The 17,596-nt window shown below is 63.9% G+C and carries 14 protein-coding genes; 5 read left to right on the top strand and 9 right to left on the bottom strand.

Going from position 1 to position 17,596, the window contains the following annotated elements:
* The 3 genes from J4G43_RS22210 to guaB all read right to left on the bottom strand — a co-directional run bounded on the left by J4G43_RS22210 (position 1) and on the right by guaB (position 3,237).
* On the bottom strand, positions 1-297 hold the full coding sequence (locus J4G43_RS22210; protein WP_085402226.1) for a hypothetical protein: 297 nt from the start codon (positions 295-297) through the stop codon (positions 1-3).
* 227 nt (positions 298-524) lie between these two features.
* A complete protein-coding gene (locus tag J4G43_RS22205) occupies positions 525-1,547 on the bottom strand; it encodes an NADPH-dependent curcumin/dihydrocurcumin reductase (RefSeq protein WP_208086303.1) in 1,023 nt (340 codons plus the stop codon).
* Positions 1,548-1,743: 196 nt separating this feature from the next.
* On the bottom strand, positions 1,744-3,237 hold the full coding sequence (gene guaB, locus J4G43_RS22200) for an IMP dehydrogenase (protein WP_028150953.1): 1,494 nt from the start codon (positions 3,235-3,237) through the stop codon (positions 1,744-1,746).
* A 469-nt stretch (positions 3,238-3,706) separates the two neighbouring features.
* Here guaB and J4G43_RS22195 point away from each other — a divergent pair, with 469 nt between their 5' ends.
* The 3 genes from J4G43_RS22195 to J4G43_RS22185 all read left to right on the top strand — a co-directional run bounded on the left by J4G43_RS22195 (position 3,707) and on the right by J4G43_RS22185 (position 6,992).
* A complete protein-coding gene (locus J4G43_RS22195; RefSeq protein WP_208086302.1) occupies positions 3,707-5,197 on the top strand; it encodes an MFS transporter in 1,491 nt (496 codons plus the stop codon).
* Between the two features lie 173 nt (positions 5,198-5,370).
* On the top strand, positions 5,371-6,054 hold the full coding sequence (locus tag J4G43_RS22190) for a VIT1/CCC1 transporter family protein (protein WP_208086301.1): 684 nt from the start codon (positions 5,371-5,373) through the stop codon (positions 6,052-6,054).
* 5 nt (positions 6,055-6,059) lie between these two features.
* A complete protein-coding gene (locus tag J4G43_RS22185; protein ID WP_208086300.1) occupies positions 6,060-6,992 on the top strand; it encodes a TorF family putative porin in 933 nt (310 codons plus the stop codon).
* Between the two features lie 300 nt (positions 6,993-7,292).
* Here the strand turns inward: J4G43_RS22185 and J4G43_RS22180 are convergent.
* The 4 genes from J4G43_RS22180 to J4G43_RS22165 form a co-directional block, all read right to left on the bottom strand.
* Positions 7,293-8,422, bottom strand: a protein-coding gene (locus J4G43_RS22180) for an IS3-like element ISRj2 family transposase (RefSeq protein ID WP_129557670.1) whose coding sequence is annotated in 2 segments (ribosomal slippage) — positions 7,293-8,170 and positions 8,170-8,422 — 1,131 coding nt in all. Because the reading frame shifts where the segments join, the coding sequence is not laid out codon by codon here.
* 37 nt (positions 8,423-8,459) lie between these two features.
* On the bottom strand, positions 8,460-10,217 hold the full coding sequence (locus J4G43_RS22175) for a hypothetical protein (RefSeq protein ID WP_208086299.1): 1,758 nt from the start codon (positions 10,215-10,217) through the stop codon (positions 8,460-8,462).
* Between the two features lie 116 nt (positions 10,218-10,333).
* Positions 10,334-11,026 carry an RlmE family RNA methyltransferase gene (locus J4G43_RS22170; RefSeq protein WP_063983800.1) on the bottom strand — a complete coding sequence of 231 codons (693 nt, stop codon included), beginning with the start codon at positions 11,024-11,026 and terminating at the stop codon, positions 10,334-10,336.
* 1 nt (position 11,027) lies between these two features.
* On the bottom strand, positions 11,028-12,101 hold the full coding sequence (locus J4G43_RS22165; RefSeq protein ID WP_208086298.1) for a Ppx/GppA phosphatase family protein: 1,074 nt from the start codon (positions 12,099-12,101) through the stop codon (positions 11,028-11,030).
* A gap of 212 nt (positions 12,102-12,313) precedes the next feature.
* Between J4G43_RS22165 and J4G43_RS22160 the strand changes: the two genes are divergently transcribed.
* Positions 12,314-14,686 (top strand): xanthine dehydrogenase family protein molybdopterin-binding subunit, encoded by a 2,373-nt coding sequence (locus J4G43_RS22160; RefSeq protein ID WP_208086297.1) that lies wholly within the window; start codon positions 12,314-12,316, stop codon positions 14,684-14,686.
* A 55-nt stretch (positions 14,687-14,741) separates the two neighbouring features.
* On the opposite strand, the gene J4G43_RS22155 is transcribed toward J4G43_RS22160, so the two are convergent.
* Complete coding sequence (locus tag J4G43_RS22155) at positions 14,742-16,166, bottom strand: DUF5107 domain-containing protein (protein ID WP_208086296.1); 1,425 nt, start codon at positions 16,164-16,166, stop codon at positions 14,742-14,744.
* A gap of 18 nt (positions 16,167-16,184) precedes the next feature.
* Complete coding sequence (locus J4G43_RS22150) at positions 16,185-16,985, bottom strand: hypothetical protein (protein ID WP_208086295.1); 801 nt, start codon at positions 16,983-16,985, stop codon at positions 16,185-16,187.
* Positions 16,986-17,092: 107 nt separating this feature from the next.
* On the opposite strand from J4G43_RS22150, the gene J4G43_RS22145 reads away from it, so the two are divergent.
* Positions 17,093-17,596, top strand: a complete 504-nt coding sequence (locus J4G43_RS22145; protein ID WP_135214316.1) for a YaiI/YqxD family protein — start codon at positions 17,093-17,095, stop codon at positions 17,594-17,596.

Raw genomic sequence — 17,596 nt, 5'->3', positions numbered from 1 at the left:
TCAGGCGATGGTCTTGAGATCCTGCTGGATCGCAGCCAGCAGCGATTGCAGCGCATCGCTGTTCACCGGCCTCGCCTCCGCCTTCGCAGGCTGGACCTTGTCAGGCTGCGCAGCTTTGCCCGGACGCTTCGGGAATGGCGGTGGTGGCGCCGGCATCGCGGCTGGCGTGAAATCGCCCTCCTCGTCGACGTGGACGAACTTGCCATGGATGACGTCGTCGCGACGGCCCATGACAAACAAGGTCGCCCAATAGCCGGCAGCCAGAAGGATTACGCTGAAAATACCAATCTCTAACATCGCAGCACCTAAAATATGCGCGATGATTCAATGCCTTCGCTCAGCCGTCAATGAACCGACGGTCACACCTGCGGCTTTTGCGGGCAGGTGTGGCCAATCGGTCACTCTTTGTTAACCATCGATGTCCGGGGTGTGACGCCTTTGCAACTAGGCCTTGCAGCTAGAGCCCTGTTCCGGGGCTCTAGCGTCTAGTCTGGCGCGTTTTCCTCACGCGACCCCAAAACGCCTTACGCCTTATCTTGCCCGACCCGCACCAGCTGCTTGCCGAAATTGGCGCCCTTCAGGAGCCCCATGAAGGCGCCGGGTGCGCTGTCCAGGCCCTCGGTGACGAACTCCTTGTACTTGACCTTGCCGTCACGGACCCAGCCGGACATGTCGCGCAGGAAGTCGCCATGGCGGTTGGCGAAGTCGGAGACGATGAAGCCGCGGAAGGTGAGCCGCTTGGTCAGCGTTGCGCGCATCATGCTGGCCGCCCATTTCGGCGGCTTGGCCTCGGTGTCGTTGTAATGGGCGATCAGGCCGCAGACCGGCACGCGCGCGAACGGATTGAGCAGCGGGAACACCGCCTCGAACACGGCGCCGCCGACATTCTCGAAATAGACGTCGATGCCTTTCGGGCAGGCAAACTTCAGCTTCGCGGCGAAATCGATTTCACGATGATCGAGACACTCGTCAAAGCCGAGCTCTTTCACCACGTAGTCGCACTTGTCCTTGCCGCCGGCGATGCCGACCACGCGCGCGCCCTTGATCTTCGCGATCTGGCCGACGGCCGAGCCGACCGCACCGGAGGCACCGGCGACGACGACGGTCTCGCCTTCCTGCGGCTTGCCGATTTCGAGCAGGCCCGTATAGGCGGTCATGCCGGGCATGCCGAGCACGCCGATGGAGGTCGAGATTGGACCGAGCTTCGGATCGACCTTGATCAAGGCCTTGCCGTTGGAGATTGCGTGCGACTGCCATCCGGTACGGGCTCGCACGATGTCGCCCTTGGCGAAATCAGGATTGTTGGAGGCCGCGACCTCGCTGACCGCCTCGCCCTCCATCACGCCGCCGACCGGCACAGGTGCTGCGTAGGACGGACCGTCACTCATGCGCCCGCGCATATAGGGATCGAGCGAAAGCCAGATCGTGCGCAGCAGGACTTCACCTGCACCGGGCGCCGGAATCGCGAATTCCTCGATACGGAAATCGGACGGCTTTGGCTCGCCGACGGGACGCGCGGCGAGAACGATGCGTTTTGCTTGGGACATGGCTTCCTCCGGATTTTGTTTCGGCATGGACGGAAGCGGAGGGAAAGGAGCGCGTCAATACAAAAGCACACTCTCGCTGTCATCGCCCGCGAAGGCGGGCGATCCAGTATTCCGAGACGCCTGTGATTGAGCCGAGAAGCCGCGGCGTACTGGATGCCCCGGTCAAGCCGGGGCATGACAGCGTTGTGCGGAGCGCCTAACCCGCGCCCGGATAGTTCGGGCTCTCGCGCGTGATCGTGACGTCGTGGACGTGGCTTTCGCGCAGGCCCGCGCCGGTGATGCGGACGAACTGGGCCTTGTCGTGCAGGTCCTTCATGTCCTTTGCGCCGACATAGCCCATCGCGGCGCGCAAGCCGCCGGCGAGCTGGTGCATGACGTTGCCGACCGGACCCTTGTAGGGCACCTGGCCCTCGATGCCTTCAGGCACGAGCTTGAGCGTGTCCTTGATGTCCTGCTGGAAATAGCGGTCGGCCGAACCGCGCGCCATCGCGCCGACCGAGCCCATGCCGCGATAGGCCTTGTAGGAACGGCCCTGCCACAAGAACACTTCGCCGGGGGTCTCGTCGGTGCCGGCGAGCAGCGAGCCAACCATGGCGATGTCGGCGCCGGCGGCGAGCGCTTTCGCAAGGTCGCCGGAGAACTTGATGCCGCCGTCGGCAATGACGGGAATGTCGGACTTCTTTGCAGCCTCGACCGCATCCATGATCGCGGTGAGCTGGGGAACGCCGACGCCGGCGACGATGCGCGTGGTGCAGATCGAGCCCGGGCCGATGCCGACCTTGATGCAGTCCGCGCCCGCATCGATCAGCGCCTGCGCGCCCTCGGTGGTGGCGACGTTGCCGGCAACGACCTGGACGGAGTTGGACAGACGCTTGATGCGGTTGACCGCATGCAGCACGTGGCGGGAGTGGCCGTGCGCGGTGTCGACGACGACGAGGTCGACGCCGGCATCGATCAGCCGCTCGGTGCGCTCGAAGCCGGTGTCGCCGACGGTGGTGGCGGCGGCGACGCGCAGGCGACCCTGCGCGTCCTTGCAGGCGAGCGGATGAGCGACCGCCTTCTCCATGTCCTTCACGGTGATCAGGCCGACGCAGCGATATTGCTCGTCGACCACGAGCAGCTTCTCGATGCGATGCTGGTGCAGCATCCGCCGCGCTTCGTCCTGGCTGACATTCTCGCGCACGGTGACGAGCCCGTCATGCGTCATCAGCTCGGAGACTTTCTGCCGGCGGTCGGTGGCAAACCGCACGTCGCGGTTGGTGAGGATGCCGACCAGCTTGCCGGGCGTATTCTTGCTCGCACCGGTGACGACGGGAATGCCGGAGATGCCGTGGTCGCTCATCAGCTTGAGCGCATCGTCGAGCGTGGCCTCGGGGCTGATGGTGAGCGGGTTCACCACCATGCCCGACTCGTAGCGCTTGACCTGCCGGACCTGGGCGGCCTGCCCCTCGGGATCGAAATTGCGGTGGATGACGCCGAGGCCACCGGCCTGCGCCATGGCGATCGCCATGCGGGCTTCGGTGACCGTGTCCATGGCGGACGCCATGATCGGGATGTTGAGCGGAATGGCGCGGGTGACGCGGGAGCGGATGTCGACTTCGCCCGGCATGACGTCCGACAGGCCCGGCTTCAACAGCACGTCGTCGAACGTAAAGGCTTCGCGAATGCCTTGAAGTTGCACCGTGGCCATCTGCCAACTCCTTCCTGCGGCCCTGCCGCAAATAGCTATGGATGAGCGCCGCCCTCAGCGTGCCTTGCGGCATCGCCGGAGAATCGGAGCCCATCGGTGGGGTTGACGCGGGTCGATAGCACGGCCACGCGACGAATCAAAGCAAATCGGACCGCCGGCCAGCCATGCACAGGCTTTTTAAGTAAATTCGGCGTGGATGGCCGGGTGGCGGCCCCCCTCGTCATTCCCCGGCGCGACGAAGTCGCGAGCCCGGAATCCATCCCGCAGCGGTCTCTGGGGCCCGATGGATTCCGGGCCCGCCAAGGGGCGCGCCGCGGAATGACGAGGGAGCGCGCGCACCCGCCGTCGAGGGTCACACCGTTGTTACGCAGGATTTAGGTGCTATGCGTTGATCCGCAATGGTCCCGGCGGAGCGGCGGTGATAAGCCGCAAGTCCACCTTTCCTTCTGATTTTCATTACCAATCCGTCATGGTCGACAAGCAACGCGTCATTCCGCTGATCGTGGCCACCGCTCTCTTCATGGAGAACATGGATTCGACGGTGATCGCCACCTCGCTGCCCGCGATCGCGGCCGACATCGGCACGAGCCCGCTGACGCTCAAGCTTGCCATCACCTCCTATCTGCTGTCGCTCGCGGTGTTCATCCCGGCGAGCGGCTGGACTGCGGACCGGTTCGGCGCGCGCATGGTGTTCGCGATCGCGGTCGGCGTGTTCATGGTCGGCTCGATCGGCTGCGCACTCTCGACCTCCGTCACCGATTTCGTATTCGCGCGCATCCTTCAGGGCATGGGCGGGGCGATGATGACGCCGGTCGGGCGCTTGGTGCTGCTGCGCTCGGTCGACAAGAGCGCGCTGGTCAACGCAATGGCCTGGGTGACGGTCCCTGCCCTCATTGGTCCCGTGATCGGCCCGCCGCTCGGCGGCTTCATCACGACCTATGCGTCATGGCATTGGATCTTCCTGATCAACATTCCGATCGGGCTGCTCGGTATCTTCATGGCCTTGCGCTTCATCGATCCGATCAAGAGCGAGACGCGGGAACCGTTCGATCTTTACGGCATGGTGCTCGCGGGCGTTGGTCTCGCCGGCATCGCGTTCGGCCTGTCCGTCGCCGGGCTCAACCTTCTGCCCTGGAGCACGGTCGCGGCGCTGGTCGTGGGCGGAGCGATCTCGATGACGCTGTACGTCCTGCACGCGCGGCGGACGGGTTCGCCGGTGCTGGATTTTTCGCTACTGAAGCTGCCGACGCTGCGCGCGGCCGTTTTCGGCGGCTTCATGTTCCGGCTCGGCATCGGCGCGCTACCGTTCCTGCTTCCGCTGCTGATGCAGATCGGATTCGGGCTGTCGCCCTTCCGTTCCGGCCTCGTCACCTTCGGCTCCTCGCTCGGCGCCATGGGCATGAAGACGCTGGCCGCGCGCATCATCCGCACCTTCGGCTTCCGCAACTTGATGACGGTGAACGCGATCGTCAGCGCGTTCTTCCTCGGCGTCTGCGCACTGTTCACGGTGACGACGCCGCTGCTCATCATCATGGTGATCCTGGTGGTCGGCGGGTTCTTCCGCTCGCTGGAGTTCACCGCGATCAACACGGTGGCCTATGCCGACGTCGAGACCGCGCAGATGAGCCGCGCCACCACGCTGGTCAGCGTCAACCAGCAGCTCGCGGTCTCCGCCGGCGTCGCGGTCGGCGCGGCCTGCGTGGAAACGACGATGTGGTTCAGCCATGTCAGCGAGATCGACGCCACCGTGTTCGCGCCGGCCTTCGTCGTGATCGCGCTGACCTCGGCGGCGTCGAGCTGGTTCTTCTGGCAGATGCCGGCCGACGCCGGCCACGAGATCTCCGGCCGCAAGGCGGTGGAGATCGCCAGCCGCAAGGGGGCCGCAAAGAGCGCCGCGACCGCCGCCGTCAAGACGGCGACGGAGGATACGCAGGACGTGCGGGACCAAAGGCTCGGCTAAGGCGCTATCAGGCCCGAGTGACGTCGGTCAGAACCCGACGTCGCAAAATCGTCCACGATGTGGCGGGCACGGGCGGCGTCCGCCGGCCGGTCGGCCCAGCACTCGTGCCCAGCCGCCTTGACCTAGCTCAAGGAGCGAAAGCCGGACATGAGCCTCGATGACACCTGCAAACGGTGATCGAAGACCAGGCCATGGCTCTATTGGGACGGGATACTCCGTTCGGGGACGTACTTGATCCGATGGAACGGATCTCGGAGACTTTGTTCGGGCTGATCATGGCCCTTACCTTCATCTGCTCGCTTGGTGTCGCGACCGGGACCAATATCAATGTTCAGACGATGCTGGTTGGTGCGCTCGGCTGCAACCTCGCCTGGGGCATCGTTGACGGCGGTCTTTATCTGCTGGCGCGCATCAATGACCGGGGAGACAAGATTCTGACCCTCCGCGCGATCCGCAAGGCGCCGGATCCCGAAGCAGCGCGCCGCGTCATTGCCGACGCACTGCCGCCGGAATTGTCGGCCATGCTGCCCGTAGAGCAATTGGAATCGCTGCGGCAACGGTTGCAACAATTGCCTGAGCCGGCTCCCGGTCCAGGGCTGTCGAAGCGTGACTGGATCGGAGCGCTCGGCCTTTGCCTGCTGAGCTTCCTGTCGACCTTCCCGGTGGTCATCCCGTTCCTGTTCCTGAGCGATGCCAGACTGGCGCTGCGCGTCTCCTATGCCGTCGCCATCGTGATGCTGTTCTGTTGCGGTTACGTGTTCGGGGTTCGTAGCGGGCTGCGGCCTTCAGTGGCGGGACTTGCGATGGTGGCTGTCGGTAGTACGCTGGTTGGCATCGCGGTCGCTCTGGGAGGATGATCGACTTGCGGCGACACGAAACATCGTTTCGGGGTGCAAGCGGCGCCTTATTTGCCGCGCTGGCCGGATTGTGGCTTGCACCCGTGACCGGCGGTCTGGCGCTGGCCCAATCCCCGGCCGGGGCGCTCGGCCTCGGCAACCGCGGTTGGTCGGCGGCCGACACCACCCACGCAACGCCTGCCGACGAGTTCGAATTCAGCGCGCGCGCGGGGCTTGCATCCGACTACATCTATCGCGGGACCACGCTGTCCGATCATGGCCCCGCGGCCGGCGCCGCCTTCGAGACGAGATGGGGCCCGCTCTACGCCGGCACAACGGTCGCCACCGTCAAGCTGCCGACCCAACCGGCCGCCGAACTCACCTTTGCCGCCGGCATGCGCCCGCAGATTGCCACGATCGATTTTGATCTTGGGGCGACCTATTTCGCCTATCCCGGTGAAAGACTTCCTGGCGAGACCAACGGCATCAATTATTGGGAGATCGTGGTCCGCGGCGATCGACGCATCGGCGATCAGTTCCGCGTCGCCGGCGGTTACGCCTATTCTCCGAACGTCTCGAACACCGGCGCCTGGAGCCAATATGTGGCGGCCGGAGTCGGCTTCGACGTGCCGGAGCGGCTTCTGCTGCAGAACCTGACCGTGTCGTTCACCACCGCCGCCGGCTATTCCTGGTTTGGCAACCAGACCCCGCAACTCGGCGGCTTCCCGCTGCCTGCCTATCTCAACTGGCAGGCCGGCGTGACGTTCACGCACAAGGCGCTCAACCTCGATCTGCGCTACTATGACACCAATCTGTCGAAGGAAAACTGCTTCGTCTTTACAGGCGATCCAAATGCGCGGCCGGGCGGCCGTGTCAATCCGATCACCAACCCGGACGGCCTGGTCTCGAACTGGTGCGGCGCGACATTCGTCGCCAAGGTCTGGTTTGCGTTCAACTAATTTAGGGAACCACCGTCGGCGGCAATATGCGGTAGAGCACGACACCCAGCCCGAGCGCGTCGCCCGTCAGGACGAGCTTTCCGCTATGGATCGTTCGCTGCAGCAATATCCTCTGCAGGTTGGGATCGGGGTGGGTCGGATCGGAATAGAACTTAGAGCTGGCCCCGGTTGTTTGGACAGCGCCCCGCTGGATTTAAGTGGATTCCTGCCGGGTTATGCTGAACGCGGGGCTTTACGGTTTTGTCGTTGCGTCGGGAGGGCGTAGCCCGACCAGAGCGACGACAAAACCGTCGGCGACGGTCATGCGGCCATCACCATAGCTTGCGTGCCGAAGTAAGCCTCGTCGGGCGTGCGCCCGTCAAGGCTCGAGTGAGGGCGTCCCTGATTGTAGAAGGCCAGATACTTGGCAATTGACGCTCGCGCCTCGGACACGCTGTCGTAGGCGCGGAGATATACTTCTTCGTATTTGACCGTGCGCCAGAGCCGCTCGACAAACACGTTGTCGCGCCAGGCGCCCTTGCCGTCCATGCTGATGGCGATCTTCGCGTCCAGCAGCACATCGGTGAACTCGAGGCTGGTGAACTGGCTGCCCTGATCCGTGTTGAAAATCTCGGGCCTGCCGTGCTTCGCCAACGCCTCCTGGACCGCTTCGACGCAGAAGGCCGCCTCCATTGTGATCGAGACGCGATGGGCCAGGACCCGTCGGCTGAACACATCGACGACCGCCGCGAGATAGACGAAGCCACGCCGCATCGGAATGTAGGTGATGTCCATTGCCCACGCATGGTCGGGCCGCTCGATCTTCAATCCGCGCAACAGGTACGGGTAGATCTTGTGACCCGGAGCCGGCTTGCTCGTGTTCGGGCGACGATAGACCGCCTCGATCCCCATGCGCTTCATCAGCGTCGCGATGTGGCGGCGACCGGCGTATACGCCCTCCCGCCGCAGCAACGATCGCAGCATACGCGCTCCCGCGAAGGGATAATCGAGATGCAGCTCATCGAGCCGACGCATCAAGGCAAGGTCCTCGGCCGAAACTGGCCGAGGTTCATAGTAGACCGTGCTGCGAGCCAGCTTCAGGACCTTCGCCTGGCGCACGATAGAAAGATCATGATCGCGGTCGATCATCGCTTTGCGCTCAGCAGGCCCGCCTTGGTGAGCGCGCCGGACAAAAAATCGTTTTCCAACGCCAGCTCGCCGATCTTGGCATGTAACGCCTTCAAATCGACCGGCGTCTCGGCCGATGTCTTGTCATGCCCAAACACGCCGGCGGCGCCTTCCAGGAGCTGGTTTTTCCAGATCGTGATCTGGTTCGGATGAACATCAAACAGTTGCGCCAGCTCCGCCAGTGTCTTGTCGCCTTTGACCGCAGCCAAAGCAACCTTCGCCTTGAATGCCGGAGAATGCGTCCGGCGGCTCTTCTTCGTCATCTTCGCTCCTGATTCGCAGCAAGAATCCTCGCCGCTGTCAGGCAGAAAATCCACTCAAGCTACTGTCCGAATTTGCGGGGCCAGCTCTCTTCGCCAGGTTGCTGGTATTCGCATCGATCAGGTAGCGCTCAATCGTCACGGTCGAGCCGTCGCTGAACGGCAGGTTGTCGACCTCAAGCGAAATCCCCTCCGGCGTCTCGGTCGAAATGTTGTTGCCGAAGACACGTGTCGGATCATAGTTGTAGACCATGATGTTCGCGGTCGAGTTAGCGCCATCCCAGGTCGCGAACGCATCGAGGTGGGAGCCCGGCCCGCCGGTGAGAGCGGCCTGCACGCGCTGGCCGGACATCTTGTTGTACATCTTGAAGAGGTTCGCGACCGGCTTCGGGTAGTAATCGGCCGGGTTGTCGCCGTGCGGCACCTTGTGCAGCAGGCTGGCCTGGCCGAGGAAAGGTGTGATGTTTGGATCCCCCTGGCCGTCGCCGATAATGAGGTAAGACCCCATCGATATCTTCTTTTTCACGGCTTCGGACAGGAACGCCGCCGTCCAGGCCGCCCCCTTGTGCGAATAATTGACGTCAGTCGCCTCATAGGCCGTAGGGCCCCATTCCGACAGGAACAGTTTAACGTCGGGCATGTTGGCATTGTTCTTCTTCAAGGCGTCCAGCTTGGCCTTGGCCTTGTCGACCAGATTGTCGAAGAACGCGAAACCGCCGGTGCCGTCTGTCGAGCCGTAATAGTGGAACGAAAAACGATCGAGCCGCGCGTTGAATTTTGCCAAGTAGGTGTCTGCCAGCGGATTGAAGGTCTGGTCGAGGAAGACTTCCTCCAGCGTCGGAAGATTCTCCGCCGGATAATAGTTGAAGCTCAGTCCGACCAGGGCCGGCCCGGCCATTTCCAGCGTCTTGCCGTTATAACCCTGGTTGGCGGCGAGTTCGTTTCTGATGTTCACGATCGCCTGCGAGAAGACCTTCTGAACCGGCAAGAGCTGCCTGGGCAGACGGCGCGCATCGAGCCCGTAGGGGTACGACAAGGTCGGATCTTCGGCGTTGGACATCACGTGGGTCTGCAGCGGGGTCCACTGCTTGAGGACATACTTGGCCGGATCCATCCACCACAGCCAACGGCCCCATGACCCCAATGGCTTGAGCCTGTAGGCGGATGGATTGGTGTCACTCCAGTTCTCCGGGGCTGAATCGGCGATATCGGCCTCGTTGCTGACCTCGAAGATGACGGATGACGCCCCGCCGTCGAACGATTTCTTCGCGATATATCGCACGAGAGCGTTGGCGTATTTCTGGAAAAGTGCCGGAGCCGGCCCGTTCCGATTCCAACTCTCGCCAGGTCCGTATTGCACCAGGCGCGGCGGCATGAAGGCCGCGACCGCCACGTGAGGCGAGAGCCCGCGACCCAGGGCCCACTCAAGATGCCAGGCCAGAGGCTGGCAGTCGCCCGGATGGAAAACGCCGTCCTGCGTGTACCCGAACACATCGCCGGTCTGATCGACATCGCAATAGACATCGCTGAGCAGCAGGCGCGTCCGCTTCATGCCGGTATCGGTGATGATCTGGTTGAACTGGTCGAGAGCCTGCTCGGACGGGCTGTTCGCGCTCTGGTAGATCTTCTTGAGATCACCGAGATCGTCGTTGCCGCTGAGGCCGATATTGTAAGGCCTCTGGGTGCTGACCGTGATCGACGTCCCTGCACGCGACGTCGTCGCCGAAGCAAAGCCGAGCGACGCCAACGCCAGAAAGGAGACCGAGGCAAGGGACAGGCGATGCTTGCAAACGCGCAAGCGTTGTCGATGAAGGCACGGCATGGATTGATCTCACCCGCTGAAATTGCAGACGATGGATCTATCAGCTCAAGATGTTATCGATGTGAATGTCATGCTCATGTGAGCGTGACACGTCAGCCCGGGTCCGGCTGCCCGCCGCGAAACCCCGTCGCCAGCACATAGCGCTCGGAGGAATCCTGTCTGCTGGCCGCGGGCTTCACATGCCGCACTGTCGCAAAATCGCGCTTGAGCTGGGCCAGCAGATCGGCGTCGGCGCCGCTCTGGAACGTCTTGGCCAGGAATGCCCCGCCCGGTTTCAGCACGTCGCACGCGAATGCGGCCGCCGTCTCGATCAGGCCGACGATGCGGAGCTGGTCGGTCTTGCGGTGGCCGGTGGTGTTGGCGGCCATGTCGGACATCACGATGTCGGCGCCGCCCCCGAGCATCGCAGTGAGCTTCGCGGGTGCGTCGTTGTCCATGAAGTCGAGCTGCGCGAAGTCGACGCCGGCAATCTCGGGCATGTCCAACAGGTCGATCGCGACCACCTTGCCCTTGCCGTCGACCGAGCCGACGCGCTTGGCGGCGATCTGGCTCCAGCCGCCCGGCGCAGCGCCGAGATCGACCACCGCCATGCCGTGTTTCAGCAGGCGGTATTTGTCGTCGATCTCGAGCAGCTTGAATGCGGCACGCGAACGATAGCCGAGCGCCTTCGCCTTGACCACATAGGGATCGTTGAGCTGCCGCTCCAGCCACAGCTTCGACGACAATTTGCGCTTGCCGCCGGTCTTGACCTGGACGTGCAAGCGGCCGGTGGTGTCCTTGGCCATCTCACCAGCTCCTGAGTGCGCCGTCCTCGCGCATCATCTCAACCAGCATACCTTCGCGCAGGCCCCGGTCGGCGACGCGCAGGCGCGGCAGCGGAAAGGCGCGGCGGATAGCATCGAGGATGGCGCAGCCGGCCAGCACGAGATCGGCGCGCTCGACGCTGATGCAGCTGTTGTTGGCGCGTTCCTCGTAGCTCATGCCGAGCAGCTTGCTGATGGTCGCGGTGATGTCGGAATCGTTCATCCAGATGCTGTCGATGCGGCGGCGGTCGTAGCGCGCGAGGTTGAGATGGATGCCGGCGAGCGTCGTCACCGTGCCTGAGGTGCCGAGCAGGTGCATGTCGGCGAGATCGCCGCCGTGCGCTTCGGCGAACGGCGCGACATGGTTGGCGACCTCCTGCTCCATCGCGGCATAGATTTCCGGCGTGACGTCGCGGCCGCCGAACTGCTCGGCCAGCGTCACGACGCCCAGCGGGATCGACATCCAGGCTTTGATGCGCGGCTCCGGATTTTGCGGATCGCGCTCGATCCGCACCAGCTCGGTCGAGCCGCCGCCGATGTCGAACAGGATCGCGCCCCGGCCCCTGGGGTCGACCAGCGGCGCGCAGCCGAGCACGGCGAGCGAGGCCTCGGTCTCGCGGTCGATCACCTCGAGCTCGATACCGGTCTCGGCCGCGACGCGGCTGCGGAAACCTTCCGCATTCGAGGCGGCCCGGCAGGCTTCGGTCGCGATCAGCCGCAGCCGCTTGGCTTTGCGCAGATTGATCTTGTCGCGGCAGATGCTGAGCGCGGCGACGGCGCGCTCGATCGCGGCCTCGCTGATGCAGCCGGTCGCCGAGACGCCCTCACCGAGCCGGATGATGCGCGAGAAGGAATCGACCACGCGAAAGCCGTCGCTGGTCGGACAAGCGATCAGGAGCCTGCAATTGTTGGTGCCGAGGTCCAGCGCCGCATAGACGCCGGTTCCCGGCGCTTGCGCGACGACGGCCGGTTCGGGGGCCAACGCCACCGCCGCCATCGACCCCTCCAGCCCACCGTGCGGCGCATGGCCGTCGCGGAGCCGCGTGTGGTCATTCATACAAATTGTCTTTCCGCGGCCCGATGGGGCCGATCTGGAATTGCTTTTTCGCCTGAAACATTAGCAGCGCGGCAAGCCTGCGCAACAACGCATCACATGGGACCATGCCCATTCGTGCGTTGTCGTGAACGGGACCGTGGGTTATTTTTGGAGGGTCCGGTCCTCCAGGCGCCCCCCAAAACGCGCGATTGCCGGCTTTTCAGGTCAATTCCATGCAAGAACACACCAAATCGTCCACGCTCGAAAACGCTATTGCACTGCAAAAATACGGCGTCGGGCAGCCGGTCCGCCGCAAGGAAGACGATACGCTGGTGCGCGGCAAGGGCCGCTACACCGACGATTTCAACCTGCCCGGCCAGGCCCATGCCGTGGTCGTCCGCTCCACCCATGCCCATGGGCTCATCCGCGGCATCGGCACCGACGCCGCCAGGGCGATGCCGGGCGTGCTGGGGGTGTGGACCGGCAAGGACCTCGATGCCGCCGGCTACGGCCCCTTCACCTGCGGCCTGCCGCTGAAGAGCCGCGACGGCTCCCCCCTGCTGCAGACCAACCGGCAGCCGCTGGCGACCGACAAGGTCCGTTTCGTCGGTGATCCCGTCGCCTTCGTGGTCGCCGACACGCTGGCGCAGGCGCGCGACGCCGCCGAAGCCGTCGAGCTCGATATCGAGCCGCTACCGGCGGTGACCGATCCCGAGGAAGCCGCCAGGCCCGGTGCGCCGCTGCTTTATGACCACATCCCGAACAATGTCGCGCTCGACTACCACTATGGCGACATGGACAAGGTGAACGCGGCCTTCGCCAGTGCCGCCCACGTCACCAAGGTCGACATCGAGAACACCCGCGTCGCCGTCGTCTCGATGGAGCCGCGCGTGGGTCTCGCCTCCTACGACAAGAAGACCGAGCGCTACACCATCCAGATGCCGACGCAGGGCGTTGCGGGCAACCGCGCCAACCTCGCCAAGAACCTGAAGGTGCCGAACGAGAAGGTGCGGGTCCTCACCGCCAATGTCGGCGGCTCCTTCGGCATGAAGAACGTCAATTACCCCGAATACATGTGCATCCTGTACGCGGCCAAGGAGCTTGGCCGCCCGGTGAAATGGCTGGACGAACGCTCCACGAGCTTCCTCTCCGACAGCCACGGCCGTGCGCAGAAAATCCATGCCGAGCTGGCGCTCGACGCCGAAGGGCATTTCCTCGCGGCAAAGCTTGAAGGCTACGGCAATCTCGGCGCCTACATCACCGGCGTCGCGCCGGGACCGCTCTCGCTCAACACCGGCAAGAACTTTTCGAGCGTCTACCGCACGCAGCTGATGGCGGTCGACATCAAGGCGGTGCTCACCAACACCACGCTGATGGGCGCCTATCGCGGCGCCGGCCGGCCCGAGGCGAACTACTACATGGAGCGGCTGATCGACCGCGCCGCCGACGAGATGGGCATCAACCGGCTGACCTTGCGCAAGCGCAACTTCATCAAGCCGAACCAGATGCCGTTCCCGGCCTCCTCCGGCGTGACCTATGACAGCGGCGACTTCCAGGCGGTGTTCAACAAGGCGCTCGAAATCTCCGACCACGAGAACTTCACCAAGCGCAAGAAAGAGAGCAAGAAGATCGGCAAGCTGCGCGGCATCGCCGTCGGCTCCTATCTCGAGGTCACCGCGCCGCCCAGCCCCGAACTCGGCAAGATCGTGTTCGATCCGGATGGCTCGGTACAGCTCATCACCGGCACACTCGATTACGGCCAGGGCCACGCGTCCGCGTTCGCGCAGGTGCTGTGCGCGCAGTTAGGGGTGCCGTTCGACAGCGTGAAGCTGGAGCAAGGTGACAGCGACATCGTCCACACCGGCAACGGCACCGGCGGCTCGCGCTCCATCACGGCGAGCGGCATGGCCATCGTGGGCGCCGCCAAGCTCGTCATCGAGAAGGGCAAGCGCGCCGCCGCGCACATGCTGGAGGCCTCCGAGGCCGACATCGAATTCGCCGACGGCAGCTTCACCATTGCCGGCACCGATCGCAGCATCGACATCATGGAGCTCGCCAGGAAGCTGCATGACGGCAAGGTGCCGGACGGCGTGCCTGACAGCCTCGACGTCGACCATACCAGCGAACCGGTGCCCTCGGCGTTCCCGAACGGTTGCCACGTCGCCGAGGTCGAGATCGACCCTGAGACCGGCGTGGTGCAGATCGTGCGCTACAGCGCGGTCAACGATTTCGGCACGGTGATCAACCCGCTGCTGGTCGCGGGCCAGCTTCATGGCGGCGTGGTCCAGGGCATCGGCCAAGCGCTGATGGAGCATGTCCGCTACGACGAGAGCGGCCAGCCGATCACGGGCTCGCTGATGGACTACGCGCTGCCGCGCGCGGAGGACGTTCCGAACATGACGGTCGGCGATCATCCGGTGCCGGCCACGACCAATACGCTCGGCAGCAAGGGCTGCGGCGAAGCCGGCTGCGCCGGCAGCCTGTCGACGGTGGTGAACGCGGTACTCGACGCCCTCTCCGACTACGGCATCAAGCACATCGACATGCCGCTGACCCCGGAGCGGGTGTGGCGTGCGATCCAGGATGCGAAGGGCAACGCGGCGTAGGGCCAGTTCCGCGATCGTGACAACGCCGGGGGTTCGACCGGCATTCCGAAAGAGATCACTTGATCGCCGTTTCGGCGGCGATCAACTCCTTTCCCTCCGTGGTCGTGATCGTTAGCCGTATCTTTTCCCCGCTACGGCCGTCGGCAATCGCTGCCGAAATGCGATTTCCGTTGTTCGGATCGGCGCTCACGACCCCGCTGAACAGAGCGGTGTCACCCCGTTTCAACGTGACAAGCAACGGGATGGCCGGTTCGATGCTGAAGAACTCGAGCACGGCGCGAGACGCCTCGGCCGAGAAATTGATCAGCACATTCTCGTTCGCATGCGTCACGTTGCTCATGCCGACGGTCGGGCTGTAGGTTTCTGGAATCGACACCTCACTGCGTGCGGGAAAGTCTGCGCTGTGGAAAAACTGGTCTGACACGCCCGCCCATAATTCGACATACGGCCGCCACTCGTTCGGATCCTTCCGGGCATCGGTTTCGCCGGTGAGCGACGGAAACCCCCACGTCCACATTTTCAAGCCCCGCGTGAGGGTATTGTCCGCAATGCGAATAATTCCTTCTGCATTGTCATGGTTGATGACGCCCCAGAAATTCCCGCCCTGCATATCTGGCGCAGCATAGGTGATGCCCATCGTTGGCCAGTTCTTAAAGTAACGCAGGTTTTCGAAGCGCCGCCTGCCCATACCCGCGCTCTCGTCGCCGTCTGCCAGATTGGCCGACCAGGCAGGCGTCGTGTAAGTTCGGATCGGCGCGATGATTTCGGCGCCGCCCGTTGCCCTGGGATTTTTCGGCTCCGATCCCGGAGCGAGCGTCGTGCACGTCCAGTATTCGTATTGGACAGCCTCGTCGTTCGGGTTCTTCAGCACCACGCGCGCGTCGAGTGCGGCACGATCGGCCTTCAGCGTGACGTAGTAGTTCGCCTCGATGCCGGTCGCGCCCCTGAACTTGCTCGGCCGCGCGGAATAGTCGAAGTCATCCTGGAACGACATCACGACCGTGACTTCGTCGGGGCCCTCCTTCACCACCCGAAAAGCCCACGGCTTCAACCACGTCTTGCCGTGCTCGGCATCCGGGAACGTTGGGAAGATTCCGCCGTACACCATCAGCCAGTCGTAGTAGAAATTTCCGGCCTTCATGCCGTAGGGCACTCCGACGTCCGTTCGATAAAGCTGCTCGTGGCCGGTCGGCTTGTAGACGATGGAAAGAATACGCCCTCCGAATTCGGGCACGATCGTTACCCTCAGATATCGATTCTCAAGCAGGTAGGATTTGAAACTGCGTTCGACGATCACGCTCTTGTCGAGCGAGCCGCTGACAAAGCCATTCTCCGCATCGACCGCGAACTTGACGGTGCTCCACGTCGTCGTCTGCTCGCTGAGCGACACACTATCGGGCATCGGTGCGGCGGCATGCACGACGCAAAGGGCATGGAGCGACAAAAGGAATGCTATTCCGAAACAAACGAGGGCGCGCAAGGAGACCTCAACTGGCTTTCAGTCCGCCGCCTGCTCGCGCGGCTGGTAGATCGCAGTATGCTGGCAGTGCGCCAGCGGCGTCGTGCCGTTGGCGACGACCAGCGCGTCGAGCTCGACGAAGCGGTGGCCCTTCTTCTCGTAGTTCGCGGTGACTTTTGCCCGCGCGGTGATCTCGTCGCCGGCGCGCGCGGCTGACAGCAGCTGCATGCCGCTGCCGACATGGATCCACGGGCCCAAAATCGTGTTGTCGACGAGGACGCGGTTCATCACGCGCTGGACCAGGCCAGGATGGCCGAGCCCCTCAAGCGCGAAAATCGGATCGGTTTCCCTGATGTCGGCAAGATAGTCGGTCGCATCCTGCCCGGCCCAGCGTCGGGGCGTCGTGCCCAGCCATTTGCCCACCTCGAACGCTGCCGGGCTCACAGGCTTGCGCTCGGCAATGGCCGCGACCTCGACAAAGTCGTTCAATGACACCACGGGCGCGGCCGCCGGGAGCGACGCTGTCCCCGTGGCGCACAGCTCGGTGCGGCTGAAGACCTCGATCGTGAGCAGGCCGTTGTGCTCGGTCGCATCCACATCCGCGGTCTCGCCGTCATAGACCGGCTTGATGAAGCGGGCCTCGACCAGCCCGCGCGACAGGAAATCGTGGCCCCAGCGCGCCACCGGCACGTGCATCATGTAGGCGAAGACATCGACGCCGGGGACCAGCCCGCCGGAAAAGCCGAAGCGGCGCGCCACCGTGTCGTCATGCATCTTGTTTTCGGACTGTTTGGCGGTGTTGTAGGCCTCGACGCGGTAGGTTTCGAGCCGGTTCGGCATGGCGGGCCTTTCCCTGAATTCTTGTTGTTTCAGGGTTGATCGTAGGCCCCCGGGAACACCGGTCAATCCCCTCGCCTTTGCGGCCCGAATGGGGTACCACGCGGCGAATGACTGATACCCCCACCCGCATCTATGTCGACGCCGACGCCTGTCCGGTGAAGGACGAGATCTACCGTGTCGCGCTCCGGCACGGAGTGCCCGTGAGCGTGGTTGCCGGCAATTTTATTCGCGTTCCCCAGGATCCGTTCATTGAGCGGATTGCAGCGGGCGCCGGCATGGATGCCGCCGACGACTGGATCGCGGAGCGGGCCAAGCCGGGCGACGTCGTCGTGACATCGGACATTCCGCTGGCGAGCCGTTGCGTGAAAGCGGGCGCCGACGTGATCGCACCGAACGGCAAGCCGTTCACGGAAGAGTCGATCGGGATGACGCTGGCGGTGCGCAATCTGATGACGGATCTGCGCTCGGCCGGCGAGGTCACCGGCGGCCCACGTTCGTTCGCGCCACGCGACCGCTCCGCGTTCCTCTCCGCGCTCGACCAGACGCTGCGCCGGATCCAGCGCCGCCGTGCCGACCAGGCCGCGACGAGCCAGAATTTGAATCAAGGCTAG

Source organism: Bradyrhizobium barranii subsp. barranii (assembly GCF_017565645.3).
In the GTDB taxonomy this organism is placed as follows: Bacteria; Pseudomonadota; Alphaproteobacteria; order Rhizobiales; family Xanthobacteraceae; genus Bradyrhizobium; species Bradyrhizobium barranii.
Note: the sequence above shows the minus strand (reverse complement) of the source record. Positions and strands in the feature narration are given on the sequence as shown.

What these genes read in the sequence shown, in the direction of transcription:
- J4G43_RS22145 (WP_135214316.1), top strand. Translation starts at nt 17,093, where the DNA reads ATGACTGATACCCCCACCCGCATCTATGTCGACGCCGACGCCTGTCCG.
- J4G43_RS22210 (WP_085402226.1), bottom strand. Translation starts at nt 297, where the DNA reads ATGTTAGAGATTGGTATTTTCAGCGTAATCCTTCTGGCTGCCGGCTAT.
- J4G43_RS22195 (WP_208086302.1), top strand. Translation starts at nt 3,707, where the DNA reads ATGGTCGACAAGCAACGCGTCATTCCGCTGATCGTGGCCACCGCTCTC.
- J4G43_RS22160 (WP_208086297.1), top strand. Translation starts at nt 12,314, where the DNA reads ATGCAAGAACACACCAAATCGTCCACGCTCGAAAACGCTATTGCACTG.
- J4G43_RS22205 (WP_208086303.1), bottom strand. Translation starts at nt 1,547, where the DNA reads ATGTCCCAAGCAAAACGCATCGTTCTCGCCGCGCGTCCCGTCGGCGAG.
- J4G43_RS22150 (WP_208086295.1), bottom strand. Translation starts at nt 16,985, where the DNA reads ATGCCGAACCGGCTCGAAACCTACCGCGTCGAGGCCTACAACACCGCC.
- J4G43_RS22165 (WP_208086298.1), bottom strand. Translation starts at nt 12,101, where the DNA reads ATGAATGACCACACGCGGCTCCGCGACGGCCATGCGCCGCACGGTGGG.
- guaB (WP_028150953.1), bottom strand. Translation starts at nt 3,237, where the DNA reads ATGGCCACGGTGCAACTTCAAGGCATTCGCGAAGCCTTTACGTTCGAC.
- J4G43_RS22170 (WP_063983800.1), bottom strand. Translation starts at nt 11,026, where the DNA reads ATGGCCAAGGACACCACCGGCCGCTTGCACGTCCAGGTCAAGACCGGC.